The organism is Flavobacterium aureirubrum, assembly GCF_038739835.1.
Taxonomy (GTDB): domain Bacteria; phylum Bacteroidota; class Bacteroidia; order Flavobacteriales; family Flavobacteriaceae; genus Flavobacterium; species Flavobacterium aureirubrum.
The window spans coordinates 68,695-87,233 of sequence record NZ_JBCGDO010000011.1 but is presented as its reverse complement, the minus strand read 5'-3'; the positions used below and the strand labels follow the sequence as shown (position 1 = coordinate 87,233).

Here is an 18,539-nt window from a genome sequence, read left to right as displayed (position 1 = left end):
TTAGTTATTTAACGATTGTATCCCTTCTTTCAATATTTGTCCAAAATTATACATGTCTTCATAAGACGTATAAAATGGAACTGGTGCCAATCGAATTACGTTAGGTTCGCGCCAATCGGTGATCACGCCATTTTTGATTAAGTAATCAAATAAGCTTCGACCTTGCCCATGAAGAAAAACGGATAACTGACAAGCGCGTTCGTCTTGATTGCCTGGTGTGATAATTTCAAATTCAGTTCCCTCAATTTCGTTATCTATTTCGTGAAGAATGAATTCTAAATACGCGGTAATTTGGTTTCTCTTTTTAATCAGTTTTGGCATTCCTACTTTGGCGAACATCTCTACTGAAGCTAAATAAGGCGCCAAAGATAGAATGGGTAAATTGGAGATTTGCCATCCATCAGCGCCAATGATAGGGTTGAATTTTTGTTCCATTTTGAAACGGTTTTCTTTTATATTTCCCCACCAACCTGCAAATCTTGGTAAATTACTATTGTGATGTTTTTCGTGAATAAAACAACCAGAGGCATTTCCTGGTCCTGAATTCATGTATTTGTAGGAACACCAAGCCGCAAAATCGATATTCCAATCATGCAGGTGTAATTCAATATTTCCTGCCGCATGTGCCAAATCAAAACCAACGATTGCACCCACTTTATGTCCGGCTTCGGTGATGGTTTTCATATCAAACACTTGTCCGGTGTAATAATTTACGCCACCAAAAAGTACGAGTGCTAGCTCATCACCAATTTCCTCAATTTTTGATAAAATATCTTCAAGACGAATATTGTGTTCACCGTCTCTTCGTTTAATTTCAATGATGGTGTCTTTTGAGTCATAGCCGTGATGCTCTACTTGTGATTGAAACATATATTGATCAGAAGGAAATGCTTTTTCTTCGCAGATGATTTTATATCGTGTTTTTGTTGGGCGATAAAATGAAACCATTAACAGGTGAAGATTTACCGTTAATGTATTCATAACCGTAATTTCTGCAGGTTTTGCACCAACTATTTTACTTAGCGGTTCGGCAAAACGTTCGTGATAATCCCACCAAGGTTTTTCTGCATAAAAATGTCCTTCTACTGCAAGGTTTGCCCAATCATTCATTACTTCATCCACATAGGTTTTTGCTATTTTTGGTTGCAAGCCTAATGAATTTCCTGTGAAATAAATCACATTTTTTTCGTTATGTTGCGGAAAAATAAATTCGTCTCGGTAGTGTTTTAATTCGTCTTGTTGATCAAGTTGTTGAGCGAATTCGCGGGTATTTTTAAATGTCATTTTGTTTTGTTTGGATTGTAAAAATAGAAAAAAGAGTAAAGAGTAAAGAACAAAGAGCAAAGAATTTTACTGTGAGGTTGTTGTAAAAAACCCAATCTAATTTTTAAAACTAGATTGGGTTGTTCAATATGCACTTCAACTGCGCTCAGTGTGACAGCACAGTTTTATATTATCAACATGGCATCGCCATAAGAATAAAAACGGTATTTTTCTTTAACTGCTTCTTCGTAGGCTTTTTTCATTAAATCGTGGCCACAAAATGCAGAAATCATCATTAGTAATGTTGATTTTGGAGTGTGAAAATTAGTTACCATACAATCTGCTATGCTAAAATCATAGGGTGGAAAAATGAATTTATTTGTCCATCCTGTAAAAGGATTTAAAGTTCGTTGTGAAGAAACTGAACTTTCTATTGCTCTCATAGAAGTTGTCCCTATGCAGCATACTCTTTTTTTGTTTTCTTTCGCTTTATTGATAATATCGCATGCTTCTTGAGAGATAAACAACTCTTCTGAATCCATTTTATGTTTTGATAAATCTTCTACTTCTACTGGATTGAATGTTCCTAAACCAACGTGCAGTGTTACCTCAGCAAAATCAATCCCTTTAATTTCTAGTCTTTTTAAAAGATGTTTAGAAAAATGTAATCCAGCAGTTGGTGCCGCAACAGCGCCTTCTACTTTTGCATAAATGGTTTGGTAACGCTCTGCATCTTCTTCGGTAACTTCGCGATTGATGTATTTTGGGATTGGTGTTTCTCCGAGTTCAGTAAGTTTTTTTCTAAATTCAGTATAAGAACCATCATATAAAAAACGCAGCGTTCTGCCACGTGATGTGGTGTTGTCGATCACCTCAGCAACTAAAGAGTCGTCATCTCCAAAATATAATTTATTTCCAATTCTAATTTTTCGTGCCGGATCAACTAATACATCCCAAAGTCTTTGCTCAGCGTTTAATTCTCTTAACAAGAAAACTTCGATTCGTGCTCCTGTCTTTTCTTTGTTGCCATACATTCGGGCAGGAAAAACTTTTGTATTATTCAAAATCATTACATCTCCATCGTCAAAATAATCAATGATGTCTTTAAACAACTTGTGTTCGATGGTTTTTGTTTTTCTGTTAACAACCATTAATCTTGACTCGTCTCTGTTTTCTGATGGGAATTCGGCAAGTAATTCGTTGGGAAGATTAAAGTTAAAATGAGATAATTTCATTAAAAAAAAGTTTAAGAGTTTAAGAGTTTGAAAGTTTAAGAGTGTCTTCTTAAATCTTTAAAAATCTGAGTGCAAATATACGATTGTGAAATAGGCGTTGTCAAGTAAATAGGAGTTTATTTTTATTTTACTATTTTTGCCAAATAAATCGGGATGTAGCGCAGCCAGGTAGCGTACTAGCATGGGGTGTTAGGGGTCGCTGGTTCGAATCCAGTCATCCCGACTTTTATTCTTTCTGTATTGTAAAACCAATACTTTTCAAATCGTCCCAAAACGTGGGATAGGATTTTGAAACTACTTCGGCATTTTCAATGATAATGGGAACTCTTAATGCTAATGGTGCAAAAGCCATTGCCATTCTGTGGTCTTGATAGGTTTTTATCACACAATTTTCGTTGATTTTTTCCGAAGATTCTAAAGTAAGACTATCATTGGTTACCGAAATCGTTACTCCTAGTTTTGTCAATTCGTTTTTTAAGGCTTCTAGTCTGTCGGTTTCTTTAATTTTTAAGGTGTGTAATCCTGTTAGATGACAACCTATACCTAACCCGAAACAAGTTACTGCAATGGTTTGTGCGATGTCGGGTGATGATTGAAGATTTAAGAATAACGTCCCGAAGCTTCGGGATTGTCTTTTGATATTGTAATTGATTTTTGAAATTGTGATTGAATTATCATCATTGAAAACAGTTTCCACTCCAAAGTTCTTATAAATTTCAACTAGCACGGAGTCTCCTTGTAGACTATTTTTTTTATAGCTTGACAAAGTAATTTTTGTTCCAATTTCAGATAAAGCAACAATGGAAAACCAATAGGAAGCAGAAGACCAATCGGATTCAATTGTGATGTTTTGCCCTTCGACTGTACTCAGGGTGACAAGTGGGTTAACTTTTATTATATTTTCTTCAAATGATGTTTCAACGCCAATATTGTTAAGCAACTCTATAGTCATGTTAATGTAGGGAAGCGATGTGATTTCTCCTTCGAGTGTGAGTTCTAATCCGTTTTCAAGTTTTGGAGCAATTAATAAAAGTGCCGAAATATATTGACTACTAACATTAGCTGGAAGTGAAACTTTGCTTTTGTTTACTTTTTTTCCGATGATTTTCATGGGTGGAAATCCTTCCTTTTCTTGATAACTGATTTCAGCTCCAAGTTGCTGTAAGGCATCAACCAATATCTTTATTGGGCGTTCTTTCATGCGAGAAGAACCGGTTAACACTACTTCTTTTCCTTCTTGAATGGCAAAATAGGCAGTTAGAAATCGCATGGCTGTTCCGGCGTGATGAACGTCGATTTCAGTTGGCAGTTGGCAGTTTTCAGTTTTCAGTTTTTGTAAAGCTTTTTCCATCACTTCACTATCGTCAGAATTGGAAGCATTTTCTAATGAAATAGTTGGATATAAAGCTTGCAACAATAACAATCTGTTGGTTTCCGATTTACTTCCGGTGATTGAAATTTCGAGTTTCGTCCCTAGGCTTCGGGAGCGAGTGTCGAGTTTTGAAATATATTGTAGATGTAGATTCATTTTTAGTTGTTTCACTGAGACACACAGAGTAGCACAAAGATACACTGAGAAACTTCCATCTCCCAGCTTCCATCTCCCAACTTATTTCAATTTCTCATTATTCTGATGCCTGTCGTGGTCGCGATTGGTTTTTAGCTCCATTTTTTTATCAAAAGCCGCTTGAAGGTCAATCCCTGTTTGATTGGCAAGACACAACACTACAAAAACTACATCGGCTAGTTCTTCGCCAAGGTCTTTGTTTTTGTCGCTTTCTTTTTCGGATTGTTCGCCATAACGACGCGCAATAATTCGTGCCACTTCGCCTACTTCTTCGGTAAGTTGTGCCATATTAGTTAGTTCGTTAAAATAGCGAACGCCGTGGTTTTTTATCCAGTTGTCTACTTCGAGTTGGGCGTTTTTTAGGTTCATTTGTTATTGTTTTGCCACTAATACAGAAAGGCGCAAAGTGAATTTATTTATAATTTTTATTATCGAGATATACGAAAATCTACTAAGAAAGAGGAGTTTGCTTCATCGTGAATTCCTTTTTTGATTAGGAATGGTTCACAACATAGTTCAAAAACCAGTTTGGAACTTTTTCTACATCTACAATTGTTACTTTTGAGCCTTCTTTAATATCTGCAATAAGCGAACTTGCCGAACCGGAATTATCCCAGAAATAAGCATCGTCAGAATTTCTTATTGCCTCTCGTAATTGTCCTAAACTTTTATAATATCTATCGATAACTGTTTCTGGTTTGACAGGATGACCATTTTGAGCAACTCTAACATTTACTCTACTTATGTTAATTTCAGGATCTTCTGTGGCTATATAATATAAGTAAACTTTAAATCCTTGACTTCTTGCATATTTTAAAAAGTCAATTTTACTTGGATGGCTCATCACGGTTTCATAAGAAAATGAAATTTGTGATGCAAGAAGTTGTTGTCGTATAAATTCTGCAATATCAGCTGCTAAATAGGAATCTACTTCTGCATTTATCTTTAAAATATTTTTCTCTACTACTATTTTCGACCATAAAGCAGGCTCTTTTCTTTTTATTGGCGAAAAAGTACTTTTTTTAAAAAAGTCTTGCAGTTGTTCTTGCGATATATTTAACTGAAATGAATTGAACAATACTATTTTAGATTCTTTAAGTTGTAGTTCAATATCATCGGCATTGATGTAAACACCAAAAGGAATAATATCTTGCAAACTTTTTATGATTGTTGTTTTACCAGAACCATTTGGACCAGCAAAAACGCGCATTCTCTTAATGCCCATTTTATTTAAGAATAAACTGTTTTTTGAGTTTAGTTTGAGACTTTTCTATTCTTTTTACAAAATGCTTAGAACCATCAGAAGCGATTTTATATAGAGTACCATTTTCTTCTATATAAAAAGGTATATGTGTTTGTTTGGCTTTATCATTTGCTTTTAAAGTTGCAAAAAAAACAGCTCCGGCAATAGCTCCAATGGTTGCACCTTCTTGATTATCATCAGCAATTAATGCTCCTAATGCAGCACCAATAATACCGCCAGCTACTAAATTTTTTACTATTTCATTATCATTGTTCATAACACAAATGTACGTATTATTTGTTTAGTTTTTAAGCCTGTAAACATATCTTTAGTTTGTAAATCTCAATTTCTAGTTTAGTGTTGTTATGTTGTTCAACTTCGAGTTGGGCGTTTTTTAGGTTCATGGTTTATTGTTTTTTTTAACCCTAACAGGGTTTTGAACCCTGTTAGGGTTGCGTTGTACTTAAAGATTTCGTTATTTGTCATACAATCCTTTTCCTTGCAGAATATGTTCTTTAAATTTTTCGATTTGATTTTCCCTTGATTTTTTTAATTTTAAAGAGGAAAAATAGCGCACATAATTTTGTTGTTGTATTGGGTTTAATTGAACGAAGGCGTTATATAATTGAGGCATAGTAGCCAAAGCTAATTCAAACTCGGCAGGCATTTTGCAATCTGAATTATCTTCAAAAAGTACTTTCATTCCTGCACGATGCATTTGTATCGCCTGATTGATATAATCTTTAATAATTCTTTTATTGCTCATTACTTCCTTTTGATTGGTAAATCGCAGTTGTCTTGCTGACTGTACCTTATCGTTTTCTACTGCTAAAATAAAATGATAATCGTTGATCAAAGCACCTTGAAAAAAAACTACGGCACAATATTCATGAAAACTTTGTAATAAAATTATAGGATCGTTTCCAATAATGTAGCAAGGTTTACCCCATTTAATTGCTTCTACCATATCAAAGTCTTGAATAATTTTGCGCAGGGCTAAAAATTCATTTTTCCATTTAGGGTTTCGTTTGATAAATTCCTCTACGGTAGCAGGTGGTTCATGTTTTGCCATGGCTTGTCGGTTTTACTTTTTTAATCCTTTTTATATTTTTTTAACCCTAGCAGGGTTTTGAACCCTGTTAGGGTTAAAAATTTCCTGTTTATGAATTATAGTATTCTACTCCAATTATTGGGGTCAAACATATCGTTGTCTTTTTCAGATTGTATCATTTTTTCGGCCAGTTCTTTCATGGCATCGGCATTTTCTTCATTATTTACTATACAATCCATCACATATTCGCGCACGGCGGCAGTGGCAAGGTCTATTTCGCGCATTTCTTTATCGAGTTCCTCTTGTGCCATGACTAGGTTAGCTTCGGCTAGTTTTTCGTCTAAAATAGCGTCTTCATATTGGTCAATCATGTTGTCAAAATTGTCGAAGCCTTCCACCATGGTGCTAACATCATCTCCGTTCTCAGCGGCTATTTCCTCGGCTAGTTGTTTTAACTCTCTTAGTATATCTGCTTGTTCAAGCAGGGGTTGGGCAACTAACCACTCTTCTAGGGCATTTTCGTTTTCGTCAAAAATGATTTCTAATAGTTTTTCACGATATTTCATGGTCGCTCTTTAATTAATTAGCCACACTACGCTTGTTTACTGCTGGGTGGTATAGTACACAAATATAAAAATAATTGTGAACTTATACTTACTAATACGTAAAGGAGGTTAGGTAACGTGAAGCAAGGCTATGCCACATTAAAAATGAGGGCTATAAGGTTGTAGACGGTGTTTTTAATCTTGTAAAAGGCGTTTTTACTATTGTAGACGGTGTTTTTACTATTGTAGACGGTGTTTTTAATGTTGTAAACGGTGTTTTCAATGTTGTAGACGGTGTTTTTAATGTTGTAGACAGTGTTTTTAACATTGTAGACGGTGTTTTTACTATCGTAGACGGTGTTTTTAATTATAAATATGCCTATTTATTATTATATTCTTTTATTTTAAAACATTTTGTTAAAGTATTCATAAATTTTTAACATTTGCTTTGAAATCAGAAATAGGCTATTTATTTTTGATATAGTGTATTTGAAATCATTAGTAATTTAATTTTATTTATCATGGCAACACGAACACCAGGAAGAATAAAGCTTCCTTCTAATGTTACCGATTTATTAGAATTGGCTAATAAAATCTACGAAAAACATCAAGCAGATGGGGCCGCTTCGCCACTGAATGCACAACAAGATTATGACTGGTCTATGGAAGGACCCAAAATTTCTCCCTGTTTAACCAATCATAACAAAGCCGAAGAAGCTATGAAAGTAGCCGAAAGGTTTTATAAAGAAAGAGATAATGATTTGCCAGCTATTAGAGCCATTGTTCAAAATAGTGCTCAGTTACTGAAAAGCGTATATGCTAAAAATCCAAAAGTGTTGGGCGATTATGGTTTTGTAGTGGATGACACTAAAAAAGTGAAAAAATCGTAACTGATTTGAGATGCAGTTAATAATGGTGAACTTTTAATGAAGTTCACCTTTTTTTATTTGTAAAGGCGGATACTGTATAGCACTATTTTGTATCATTGTTTATTACAAAATGAAAAAATTACATTTTTACAGTATATATTTTTACATTTTACATAAATAAACACTATTTCAATTTTTCGTTATTCTGATACCTGTCGAAACCTATACTAAATGTGATTATTTTTTGTCTCATTACCCTTTTTTCAAAACAATTTTTTCCGTTTGTATTTCAATGATTTTTTTATAGAAATTTTTCAATATTTCGTAATATCCCGATTCTATAGTCGCTTGATTAGTATCATGAGTATAAACCAATTGTATTTGTTTTCCAGTATTTGAAATCATGTACCTCAAATTTGCCAAATTATCAGGCATTGATAGCGCCATTTCCTTTGGCAAGGTTTCAACTACATATCCTTCTGGAATGGTGAAATTGATTATCACTTTATCTTTATTTGGATAAATAAAATCTATTGGATATTCACGTTTTTCTTTTTTGAATGGATTTTCAGTTTTCATTAAAAATAAAAAAGGTGAAAAATACATTTTGTCGCCTATAATCTCCACAACATTTGATGTAGTAAAATCGTAATTTTCAATAATTGGCAAATCTAATTCTTCACTATTTTGCACTGTGTAGGAACTTATTTCGATACCTGGATAAATTTTTTCTAATTTTTCGACCTGACTCTGAGACGAAAATCCGTTATGGTTTTTTCTGAATAGAAATGCATTATAATCAAAGTATTGTTCCCGAACTTTTCCCGCAACTTCTCCTTGTTGATTTATACTAGCAATAATGTTTGTTACATTATTTGAATTTGTTTTGGGCATTAAATCTATTTCTTCCGATGTTCCATCTTTTCTAATCAATCGTCCGCTTCCGTTTAAAACTCTCACTGGTAGTCTGTTACTATCGGAAAGCTTCTCCGTGGCGTCCATCAGTAAAATAGTGTTATTGACATTGACTGCAACAATAACGTAGTTGAAAAGCGTTTTATTAGGAAAATAAGCAATTCCATTTTCTCTTGTACTCACTAAAACGGGATTTGCATCAATTCCTGACATACGAAGCATGGAAACTAACATTAAATTTATTTCGGCAACATTACCTACTTTTTCGACATAGGCAATTTCAACTTTTTGTCGAGGGTAATACCCATATTTTTCATTCCAATTCATCCTATTTTTGACATAACTGAAAATGCGTTTGACTAATTCTTCCTGTGTTTGTGCACTATTCTTAATGGATAAAATATCATTTTTAAAGTATTCAAAACTTGTAATGGCTGCATTGAAATCTTTATCGTCATAAATAGATTTTGCAACGTCTTCCCAGGTCGTGGCAATTTGCTTTGGCTCTTGTTCTGGATATCTTATTGTTTGTAGCTCTTGTTCAAGTTTACCATAATAATTGGCAATGTTATTGACAAAATCTTCTTCAATTAATGCAGGAATATTGCTTGCTTTATACTGACTTATTATTTGTTTATATCTTAGATTTTTTGTTTGAGATGCATAGCCTACTTTTCCTTCAAATGATTGTGAGGTTGTTTCAATCTTTTGATCTAGACTTAAATCGATGTATCCTTTACGTATGCTTTTATATATATAAAATTCTGGTATAAATGAATTATATTCTGCATAATTGACTGGTATATCGTATTGGTATTGAAATTCAGGAAGTGTTGTTATATTTTCCGATTTCAACTTGTATTCTAATTCGATTATGGAACCTACTTTAACATTTGGAAAAGTAACTGACTTTGCTTCCCAATATTCGTTTATTTTTTCAGTGAATTTACCTTCTGATTTGACTTTAGTTTTCAGCACTTTATTATTCTCTAAATTATAAGTATAGCCTTCTTCAATCGTTACATTCTCATCCTCAAGATTTTCATAACCAACATAATAAGGAATTTTAAAGTTGGCCCAATTTAAACCTTCTTTTTTGTAAATCTTGATTTTTATTTGAAAAGTTGTAATTGTTGTAAATCCATTTTCTTCGGCGTAAAGGAAATCCGTTTTTGCTTTTTTGAAAATATAAGCCGCCACGGCCGAAGTATCGCTTTTATGTTGCTTTTCCAGCAATTCTGCTTTGGTCACTTGTCCTAACTCGAGTTTTTGGGCAACAGAGGTTAGTGAAAACAGAAAAACCCAAAAAAAAATTAAAAAACAACTGCGCATATCTATCCTTTTTTGAGTACAATTTTTTCTGTTTGCTTATTGACAATTTCTTTAAAGAAATTTTTTAAAGCTTCATAATCTTCGGACTTAATAATGGCTTGATTGATATCAACTGTAGAAACTAACTGAACTTGGCTGCCATTATTAGAAATATTATATTTAAAACTACCCAAGTTATCGGGCATCGCAACAGAAATTGATTTTGGCAAAGTCTCCACAGTATATCCATCAGGTATTTTTAAACTGATATTAAATTTATCCTGATTTGGGAAAACAAAATCAACGGGATATTCTCTCACTTCTTGTTTAAACGGATTTTCTGTCATGGCTAAAAATAAAAACGGAGAAAAATACATCTTATCACCTATTATTTCTACAGCATTATTGGTTTTAAAATCATAATTTTCAATAATTTGCTTCGATAAATCGGTTGCATTTTGTACTTCATATTCACCAATTTCTATTCCTGCATATTTCTTCTCGAGTTTATCAATAGCGCTTTCTTTTGACAATCCGTTGTTGTTGTTTCTAAAAAGAAATGCGTTGTAATCAAAATATTGCTCTCTAATTTTTCCAGATACTTCGCCTTGCAAGTCGATTGTTGCCATAAGATTAATTACATCATTGGAATTGGTCTTTGGCATTAAATCTATCTGAGCTGAACTTTCATTTTTTCTTATAATTCTTCCAAACCAATTTAAGTCTTGGATAGGCAATATATCAGGATGGGAAAACTTATTGGTGGCGTCAAGTATGATTAATTTATCTTGTAATTCTATCCCTGCAATAACATTATTAAAAGAAGTTCTTGACGGAAATAATGGAATCCCATTGCCTCGAGTACTTATTAGGATAGGATTGGCATCAATACCTGCATAACGCAACATAGCAGTAAGCATCAAATTGATTTCGGCTGAGTTCCCTTTTTTATCTTCGTAAGCTTTTTTAACTCCATCAGCACAATAAATCCCGTAGGTTTCATTCCAATTCATTCTTGATTTTACAAAGTTAAAAACGAGCATTATTCTATCATCTTGAGATAAAGTTCCATTTAAGGTAGCATCTAAGTCATTTTCAAAATATCCTGCTTTTTTTAACTCTTCGCCAAAGTTTTTACTTTCATATATTCTTTTAGTTACTGTTTCCCAGTCTGATGAATAACTTTTATAAGGTTTTTTTGGAAAATTTTCCCCAGATAATTCATGTAAAATAGATGCTCTATAATTATTGATATTATTAACAAATGCTTCTTCTTTAATCGCTGGAACATCTTGAAGAGTATATTTAATTTTATCTTCTGAATACTCTATAAATTGTTGTGAATATGATGATAGATTAATTTTTTTAAATTGCTTTTCTTTCGTAATACTGGGAGTTAAAAAACCTTTATATCTGACATTAAAAATATAATACTCTGGAATACTGGTTGTGAATTCAGAGAAGTTAACAGGTATAATTTTTTGAAAATCCCACTGTGGAATATTTCTAACATATGGTGAACGTATCTCAATTTTGTATTCAATTATGGAACCTTCCTTTACATTGGGCATGGTTATCTTTATTCTTGACCAAAATTTGTTTATTTTTTCAATAAACTCACCTTGGCTATTCAACTTTACTTTTTCGACTTTATCATTTACAAGATTATAAGTATCGGCTTTAACTATTTTTATCTTTTCATTATCTCCACCATCATCAGTATAATAAGTTAACGATTGATTGGCAAAATCGTATCCTTCTTTTTTATAAATTTTTATTTTGGTTGTTATTTCAGTTAGTAATTCAAAACCAGACGTTAGAGAATAAGAATACGAAACTTTCCCAACATTAAACAATATAGCTGCAACGGCAGATGTATCGCTTTTATGTTGCTTTTCCAGCAATTCTGCTTTGGTCACTTGTCCTAACTCGAGTTTTTGGGCAACAGAGGTTAGTGAAAACAGAAAAACCCCAAAAAAAATTAAAAAACAACTGCGCATATCTATCCTTTTTTGAGTACAATTTTTTCCGTTTGCTTATTGACAATTTCTTTAAAGAAATTTTTTAAAGCTTCATAATCTTCGGACTTAATAATGGCTTGATTGATATCAACTGTAGAAACTAACTGAACTTGGCTGCCATTATTAGAAATATTATATTTAAAACTACCCAAGTTATCGGGCATCGCAACAGAAATTGATTTTGGCAAAGTCTCCACAGTATATCCATCAGGTATTTTTAAACTGATATTAAATTTATCCTGATTTGGGAAAACAAAATCAACGGGATATTCTCTCACTTCTTGTTTAAACGGATTTTCTGTCATGGCTAAAAATAAAAACGGAGAAAAATACATCTTATCACCTATTATTTCTACAGCATTATTGGTTTTAAAATCATAATTTTCAATAATTTGCTTCGATAAATCGGTTGCATTTTGTACTTCATATTCACCAATTTCTATTCCTGCATATTTCTTCTCGAGTTTATCAATAGCGCTTTCTTTTGACAATCCGTTGTTGTTGTTTCTAAAAAGAAATGCGTTGTAATCAAAATATTGCTCTCTAATTTTTCCTGATACTTCGCCTTGAGAATCTATTGTTGCCATTAGATTAATTACATCATTAGAATTGGTCTTTGGCATTAAATCGATTTGAGCTGAGCTTTCATTTTTTCTTATAATTCTTCCAAACCAATTTAAGTCTCGAATTGGTAATATATTAGGTAATGAATACCTGTTGGTGGCGTCTAATAAAAGTACTTGATTTTCCAATTCAATACCCGAAATCACGTAGTTGTAGGCTGATCTACTAGGGAAAATTGAAATCCCGTTAGAACGAGTACTTACCAAAATTGGATTAGCATCAATTCCTGCATACCTTAGCATCGCAGTTAACATCAAGTTGATCTCTGCCGCACTACCTTTTTTTTCTTGATAGGCTTTTTTTACTCCATCAGGACAGTAAACACCAAATGTTTCATTCCAGTTTATCCTCGACTTTACGTAGTTAAATATAAGTCCTGCTCTTTCTTCAAGTGATGAAATACTATTAATAATCGCATCGATATCTTTTTCGAAATAACCTGTTTTATTTAATTCGCCACCAAAATTTGGATCTTGATATATGGTTTTTACAACCGACTCCCAATTCGTTGAATATGACTCATAATTAGCATTTGGAAATTTTGTTCCTGCTAATTCATGCACAACTGTACAGCGGTAATTGTTTATATTATTAACAAAAACTTCATTCTTTAATGGTGGAACATTTGAAATAAAAAACTTAGTTATCGTTTCAGAAAAATCTATGGATGAATTTACCTTACCTGTGTTTAAACCTCTTTGTAACACTTCACTAGGACTTAATGTGTAGCTATAATTAATTTGTCTATTTTTAATTTCTTTTGAAGAATCTGGAGCGAAATACCCTTTAAAATAAGTGTTGTACGTAAAATACTCGGGAATATTTGTGCTATACTCTGAATAGCCAACAGGAATATCTTTTTGAAACTCCCAATCGGGAAAATTACTAAAATAGGGTGATCGCAAAGTAATTCTATATTCGATAATAGAACCTTCTTTCACATTTGGCATCGTTATTTTTTTTCTATTCCAATATTGATTTACCTTTTCAACGAACTCGCCGTCATTTCCTAATTTTGACTTTACAATTTTATCTCCAACCAAATTATAAGTTGCTGCTTTAGATATATCTATTCTTTCAGTTCCTCTATTTCCGATGTACAAATCCTCTGAATGATTAGCATACTCATATCCTTCTTTTTTGTAAATTTTGATTTTTATATCAATTTCTGTAATTATTTCAAAACCTTCATCTCCAGAATAATTGAAATGTGTTTTTGCAATATTAAATAAATAAGAAGCAACGGCAGATGTATCTGTTGGACATACTTTTTGTTTAAGTTCGTCGACGGTTACTTTTCCTAACTCGTACGCTTGTGAAAAACCAATGGTACTTGCCACTAATAAAGCGATGATAAATATTTTCTTCATAATTTATGATTTTGTGATAACCACTTTCGAGTTATCGGTTTTGGCAATGATTTCTCTAAACTTTCGGTAACTTTCGTATTTAGATTTGTCATAAATGCCCTTTTTTATTATTAATTTTCGTTTGCACAATATTTTACTTGGATTAATTAAATTAAATTCGATTTTATAAAACCCAAATTCGGTTTCTTGTTCAAATGCATTCGGTTTTGCTTCAATAATATACCCTTCCGGAATGGTAACTTCAATTTCTTCTTCATTAGTATAACCTCTATCAATTTCAAATGGAGATTCGCGAGTTCGATATTTTTTTGGAACATAATAACTTTGATCAAAAGCATTTACTGCAAACATTAACTTGCCTCCGGAATTTTGTGCGTAGCCTTCTGCTTCTAGTTCAACGTGTTCTGTAAATTCAATTGCAGCTTGGTTGTTATTATAGGTAATTTTGGTGATATTGAGATTATTAATATTGCTAAACTCTTCTTTATAATTTTTAATTTGATTTTCTCTGCTTAAGCGTTCTTTTCCAAACTCTTTATCATAGCGCAACCCTTTTGACACAATTTGTATTTTCCCTAGTAAATCTCCGTCTGGTGTAATGGTATAATTTCCTTTTGTGGCTTGTAAATTGTCTTTTTCTGTAAAGGTTTTCGTTTTTACAATTTCACCTCCATCAGGTTTTACTAACAATACATTTCTGTCATCAGTAAAATTTCCTTGAAATCCAAAGGGCATAATCTGACTAGTGCATTCTAACCAAATTAAATTATTGTCCGATGGTAAAGCTAAAATGATGTGATTTCCATCTACTGAAGCAAAATCACTTTGCAAATCTTTAGTTTCATCAGAGTCAGCGTAAACCACAGTATAATAAGAGGGAACACCAACTGTTTTTAACAAACATCGGGTATAATTAGTCAATGCTTTACAATCGCCATAACCTAATTTATCAACATCTTTCGCCAGCATGGGTTTCCATCCGCCAATTCCAACTTGAATACTGACATATCGTGTCTTCTCTTGAACAAACTTGTAAACAATCTTTGCAATTTCAAGCGGATTTTTTTCATCACCAACTAATTGTTTGATTTTCAACTTTGTTTCCTCGGGAATTTCTTCAGTATCGGCAAGCAGTGAACTGTAGTACCATTTTCCAAAATCAGACCAATTTGCAGCATTTCCTGTAACATTTTCAAGTTCGAAATTCTCCAGAGCAAAGTATACAAAAGGAAAGGTATTCTTAAAACCAGGACTAAGTTCTTCCCGCTTTTTTGCAAATAAATTTTTTGCAGAATAACTTATAGAAGTTGCTGTTTCCTTCTTTTCTAATCGATACGCATCTGAAAAATTTGCCTCTTTCGTTTTTAACTTCAATTCTGCTTTATAAGAAACTGTGATTAATGATTTTTCGGTGCTTACTAAATAATCGTCCACAGGACTCCATGGACGAATAAATGCGGTATTAGATGTTACAACTTCCGTTTCAAAAACCATCGTAAAGGGATAAGTAATTGGAGTAAAATTTAAATAAAGCGCTCGATTATCGTTAAAAACCGAAAAACCATCAGCAACACTTGTATCAGTAAAATCACCTTTTTTGTATGACTTCAAATGTTTACCAAAGGCATCGTATAGAGTAGCTTCAATTTTAACAATCCTTTTATTCTTATCATAGCTTTCAGCTAAATCCAAATTACGTATTCCTAATTCATTAAAAACTGTCATTACTCTAAGTGACTTTATTGTCATAGATTTTTGGGAAGTAACATCAATATTAATTTGACTTAAACGCAATACCGCATTTGCATTTTGCTTCAATGAGTCTGGAATAGTTAGAGTAGAATAGCCTAATTTTTGTCCAACACATAAAGTTGAAATAAAAAAAAGTAGAGCCGGTAATAAAAAAGTTTTCATCAAAATTAATTTTTTCAAAAATATAAAATTAACTTATCATTAACAATCTTATTCTTTATTTTTACTATCAATAATTATCGTCACCGGTCCATCGTTTATAAGTGCCACTTTCATATCGGCACCAAATTGTCCTGTTTGCACTTTTTTGCCTAGTTCGATTTCCATTTTAGCGATGAATTTTTCGTAAATAGGAATGGCAATTTCGGGTTTGGCAGCTTTAATGTAGCTGGGACGATTGCCTTTTTTAGTCAATGCGTGTAGCGTAAATTGACTAACGACGATTATTTCGCCATCAATATCTTTTAGTGATAAATTCATCACTTGATTTTCGTCGCTAAAAATTCGAAGGTTTACAATTTTAGCGGTTAACCAGTCAATATCTTCTTGATTATCTGCCTCTTCAATTCCGAGTAAAACTAATAATCCGGTGTTGATTTCGGCAACTATTTTGTTATCAATGGTTACTGATGAGTGCGTTACTCTTTGGATTACGGTTTTCATGGTTTGTGATAAAAATTTAATTCTCTTAATTTTTCGATTAAAGAGTTTCTAAATTTTAAATATGATGATAATTTTTTTAGTTCTGATAATTCAATTTTCTGACCAATGATTTGATACAAATCAGCAATATTTAATCCTTTATTTCTTTTCCTTTTGGTTTCGTCTTCTTTAGATAAACGAATGATATTTTCAATTACATTTTTGGGGTTTAAAATTAATTCGGGATTTAAATGAATACCTAATTCTGCGTCCGTTTTTTCAATTCCTATTTCATTTTTTAATAATTCTTTATCTGCCAACATCCAAGATTCCGTCATTTGAATTGGGACAATTGCAACTATATTTTTGCAATAGCTGGTATCTTGTTCTAAAAGTTTTTTTTGGGCAGGAATTATTTTTGATTGAAAAATTAAATTATCGTTTACTGCATCCGAGTCTGTATGAACAAACAAAAATAAAATACCAAATTTATCAGAAGCAACTTTCGATGCTTCAAGAACTTGCTGATTAAAATCTTTTTCTGATTTGTTAATGTTGATAATTTCTACTTTTGTTTCAATATCACCTGTACAATCAAACGCAACTTCTTCGAGAGTTCTTTCGACAACACTTGATAAAAATCTAACATCTGTACTTCCCTCTGTGAAAAGACCCGCAAGAATAAAATTACTCATAACTATACTATTGAGTCTTCAAATTCCGCCGTTTTTAAATAATCATTTACAATGGCCAATGTTAGTTTACGATCTTGTTCTGAAAAAACAAGTTTCAATTGTTGTAATGAATTATCTTTTATAACTGGGCTTATTTTAGTTGAATTCATTTTCATTCTTGCGCCACCAATATCCGAAATCGAAGTTCTCATTTGAGCATACCAAATGCTAACATTCTTATCATCTTTCCAAGTTTCCATATTACCAACTAAAACAGGTGAATGTGTGTTTACAATAACTTGTCGCAAAGGAATTTCTATTTCATTAAAATCAACACTTAAATCTTTCAACAACTCAGTCATTGCTTTAATTCTAAATGGATGAATACCATTTTCAGGCTCTTCAAAACACAACAATCCTGTATGCTTCTCATCAAACTCTAAAATACATAGAGCCAAAATTCTCAAAGTACCTTCAGATAAAACTCTTGAAGAAAACTCCTTTTTATCGGTATCTTTTAGTTTAATTAAATATTGTTTATTTTCATTATCATCAACAACATCTACCTCAATAAAATTGGGCAAAAAACTATTCAATTTTCTTGAAATCTCTTTCAATGAATATTTTTCATTTTGCTTTATTCTAAATAATGCTGCTGCTAAATTTTTCCCACTGACAGAAATAGTATCTTCTCCATTATTTTTACTTGTTGCTTGTCTTAAATCTTCGGGATTTAATTGCAAAAACTTCCAACTTTTCATTTCTTCTTTGGCAGCTAAAACGTGCGGGAAATCAACAGTATCAAAACTGCTTAAAACAGTTCTTGTCGCATTACTTAAAGGAAATCTTCTTTTATTACCTGTTGTTCCATCTTGAGGAACTTGTATTATTGCGAGTTCATTTTCAAAAACAGTTTGAATATATGGAATACCTCTTTTTCCAGTTACAACCTTTGGTCTCCAAAACTCTAGAGATTTTTTAGGAATTATTGCCGAAACCCAACTATCTTCTTGATGTTTTAAAGTAAACAAATTTTCTTTTGAAACAACTAAATCTTGTATTCCAGAAGAATTTGTTACTCTTTTTATAGATAATTCATATCGTAACCTTGTGTATTTAAGTTTAGTTTCATTACCCCAGGCATCTTTTATGTTTTTATTCACTAACATTTCTACAACAAACTCCATTTCTGAAGCATAATTATCATCACCATATTGCGTAAATAATTCAAAAAATTCTCCTCGTTGTTCATGAAATGCTCTTTTTAAATTATCCGTTTCAGCTAACCTTGATAACAATGTTAACGCATCAAATAAATTACTTTTACCCGAAGCATTAGCTCCTGCAATTACAGTAAATGGAGTTAACTCCATTTCAAAATTATGAAATGATTTAAATCCGTTAATTTTAAGATATGTTATCATTATAAAATTTTTTGATAATCCAAAAATACAATT

Annotated in this window: 17 protein-coding genes and 1 tRNA gene; 2 read left to right on the top strand and 16 right to left on the bottom strand. The window is 32.4% G+C overall.

Features of this window, described 5'->3' with window-relative positions; genetic code table 11:
• Complete coding sequence (gene kynU, locus WFZ85_RS09625; RefSeq protein WP_342696080.1) at positions 1-1,284, bottom strand: kynureninase; 1,284 nt, start codon at positions 1,282-1,284, stop codon at positions 1-3.
• A 164-nt stretch (positions 1,285-1,448) separates the two neighbouring features.
• Positions 1,449-2,498 (bottom strand): tRNA preQ1(34) S-adenosylmethionine ribosyltransferase-isomerase QueA, encoded by a 1,050-nt coding sequence (gene queA, locus WFZ85_RS09620; protein WP_342696079.1) that lies wholly within the window; start codon positions 2,496-2,498, stop codon positions 1,449-1,451.
• Positions 2,499-2,647: 149 nt separating this feature from the next.
• Here queA and WFZ85_RS09615 point away from each other — a divergent pair.
• Positions 2,648-2,721, top strand: a tRNA-Pro gene (locus WFZ85_RS09615).
• A gap of 3 nt (positions 2,722-2,724) precedes the next feature.
• Here WFZ85_RS09615 and aroA read toward each other — a convergent pair.
• The 7 genes from aroA to WFZ85_RS09580 form a co-directional block, all read right to left on the bottom strand.
• Entirely contained in the window at positions 2,725-4,026 is a 1,302-nt protein-coding gene (aroA, locus tag WFZ85_RS09610; protein ID WP_342696078.1) for a 3-phosphoshikimate 1-carboxyvinyltransferase, read from the bottom strand.
• Positions 4,027-4,107: 81 nt separating this feature from the next.
• On the bottom strand, positions 4,108-4,434 hold the full coding sequence (locus WFZ85_RS09605; protein WP_342696077.1) for a nucleotide pyrophosphohydrolase: 327 nt from the start codon (positions 4,432-4,434) through the stop codon (positions 4,108-4,110).
• A 124-nt stretch (positions 4,435-4,558) separates the two neighbouring features.
• Positions 4,559-5,290 (bottom strand): zeta toxin family protein, encoded by a 732-nt coding sequence (locus tag WFZ85_RS09600; protein WP_342696076.1) that lies wholly within the window; start codon positions 5,288-5,290, stop codon positions 4,559-4,561.
• Position 5,291: 1 nt separating this feature from the next.
• Positions 5,292-5,585 carry a hypothetical protein gene (locus WFZ85_RS09595; protein WP_342696075.1) on the bottom strand — a complete coding sequence of 98 codons (294 nt, stop codon included), beginning with the start codon at positions 5,583-5,585 and terminating at the stop codon, positions 5,292-5,294.
• A 198-nt stretch (positions 5,586-5,783) separates the two neighbouring features.
• Entirely contained in the window at positions 5,784-6,380 is a 597-nt protein-coding gene (locus WFZ85_RS09590) for a YdeI/OmpD-associated family protein (protein ID WP_342696074.1), read from the bottom strand.
• A 95-nt stretch (positions 6,381-6,475) separates the two neighbouring features.
• A complete protein-coding gene (locus WFZ85_RS09585; protein ID WP_342696073.1) occupies positions 6,476-6,925 on the bottom strand; it encodes a hypothetical protein in 450 nt (149 codons plus the stop codon).
• 151 nt (positions 6,926-7,076) lie between these two features.
• Entirely contained in the window at positions 7,077-7,232 is a 156-nt protein-coding gene (locus tag WFZ85_RS09580; RefSeq protein ID WP_342696072.1) for a hypothetical protein, read from the bottom strand.
• A 193-nt stretch (positions 7,233-7,425) separates the two neighbouring features.
• Here WFZ85_RS09580 and WFZ85_RS09575 point away from each other — a divergent pair, with 193 nt between their 5' ends.
• Positions 7,426-7,794, top strand: a complete 369-nt coding sequence (locus tag WFZ85_RS09575) for a hypothetical protein (RefSeq protein WP_342696071.1) — start codon at positions 7,426-7,428, stop codon at positions 7,792-7,794.
• Between the two features lie 231 nt (positions 7,795-8,025).
• Here WFZ85_RS09575 and WFZ85_RS09570 read toward each other — a convergent pair whose 3' ends face one another.
• Genes WFZ85_RS09570 through WFZ85_RS09540 form a run of 7 tightly spaced genes read right to left on the bottom strand, consistent with a single transcriptional unit; the run spans position 8,026 to position 18,506 of the window.
• Positions 8,026-10,020: a DUF3857 domain-containing protein gene (locus WFZ85_RS09570; protein WP_342696070.1), complete on the bottom strand. Its 1,995-nt coding sequence runs from the start codon at positions 10,018-10,020 to the stop codon at positions 8,026-8,028.
• Positions 10,021-10,022: 2 nt separating this feature from the next.
• The gene (locus WFZ85_RS09565) at positions 10,023-11,999 is read right to left on the bottom strand and encodes a DUF3858 domain-containing protein (RefSeq protein WP_342696069.1); all 1,977 of its coding nucleotides are present in this window, start codon (positions 11,997-11,999) and stop codon (positions 10,023-10,025) included.
• A gap of 2 nt (positions 12,000-12,001) precedes the next feature.
• Positions 12,002-14,014, bottom strand: coding sequence for a DUF3857 domain-containing protein (locus WFZ85_RS09560; RefSeq protein WP_342696068.1), 2,013 nt, complete (start codon positions 14,012-14,014; stop codon positions 12,002-12,004).
• 3 nt (positions 14,015-14,017) lie between these two features.
• Positions 14,018-15,928 carry a DUF3857 domain-containing protein gene (locus tag WFZ85_RS09555; RefSeq protein WP_342696067.1) on the bottom strand — a complete coding sequence of 637 codons (1,911 nt, stop codon included), beginning with the start codon at positions 15,926-15,928 and terminating at the stop codon, positions 14,018-14,020.
• Positions 15,929-15,976: 48 nt separating this feature from the next.
• Positions 15,977-16,429 carry a D-aminoacyl-tRNA deacylase gene (dtd, locus tag WFZ85_RS09550; RefSeq protein WP_342696066.1) on the bottom strand — a complete coding sequence of 151 codons (453 nt, stop codon included), beginning with the start codon at positions 16,427-16,429 and terminating at the stop codon, positions 15,977-15,979.
• Positions 16,426-17,103 (bottom strand): DUF4276 family protein, encoded by a 678-nt coding sequence (locus tag WFZ85_RS09545; protein WP_342696065.1) that lies wholly within the window; start codon positions 17,101-17,103, stop codon positions 16,426-16,428. Before WFZ85_RS09545 ends, dtd begins: the two co-directional genes overlap by 4 nt.
• 2 nt (positions 17,104-17,105) lie before the next feature.
• Positions 17,106-18,506, bottom strand: a complete 1,401-nt coding sequence (locus tag WFZ85_RS09540) for an AAA family ATPase (RefSeq protein WP_342696064.1) — start codon at positions 18,504-18,506, stop codon at positions 17,106-17,108.
• Positions 18,507-18,539: the final 33 nt, after the last annotated feature.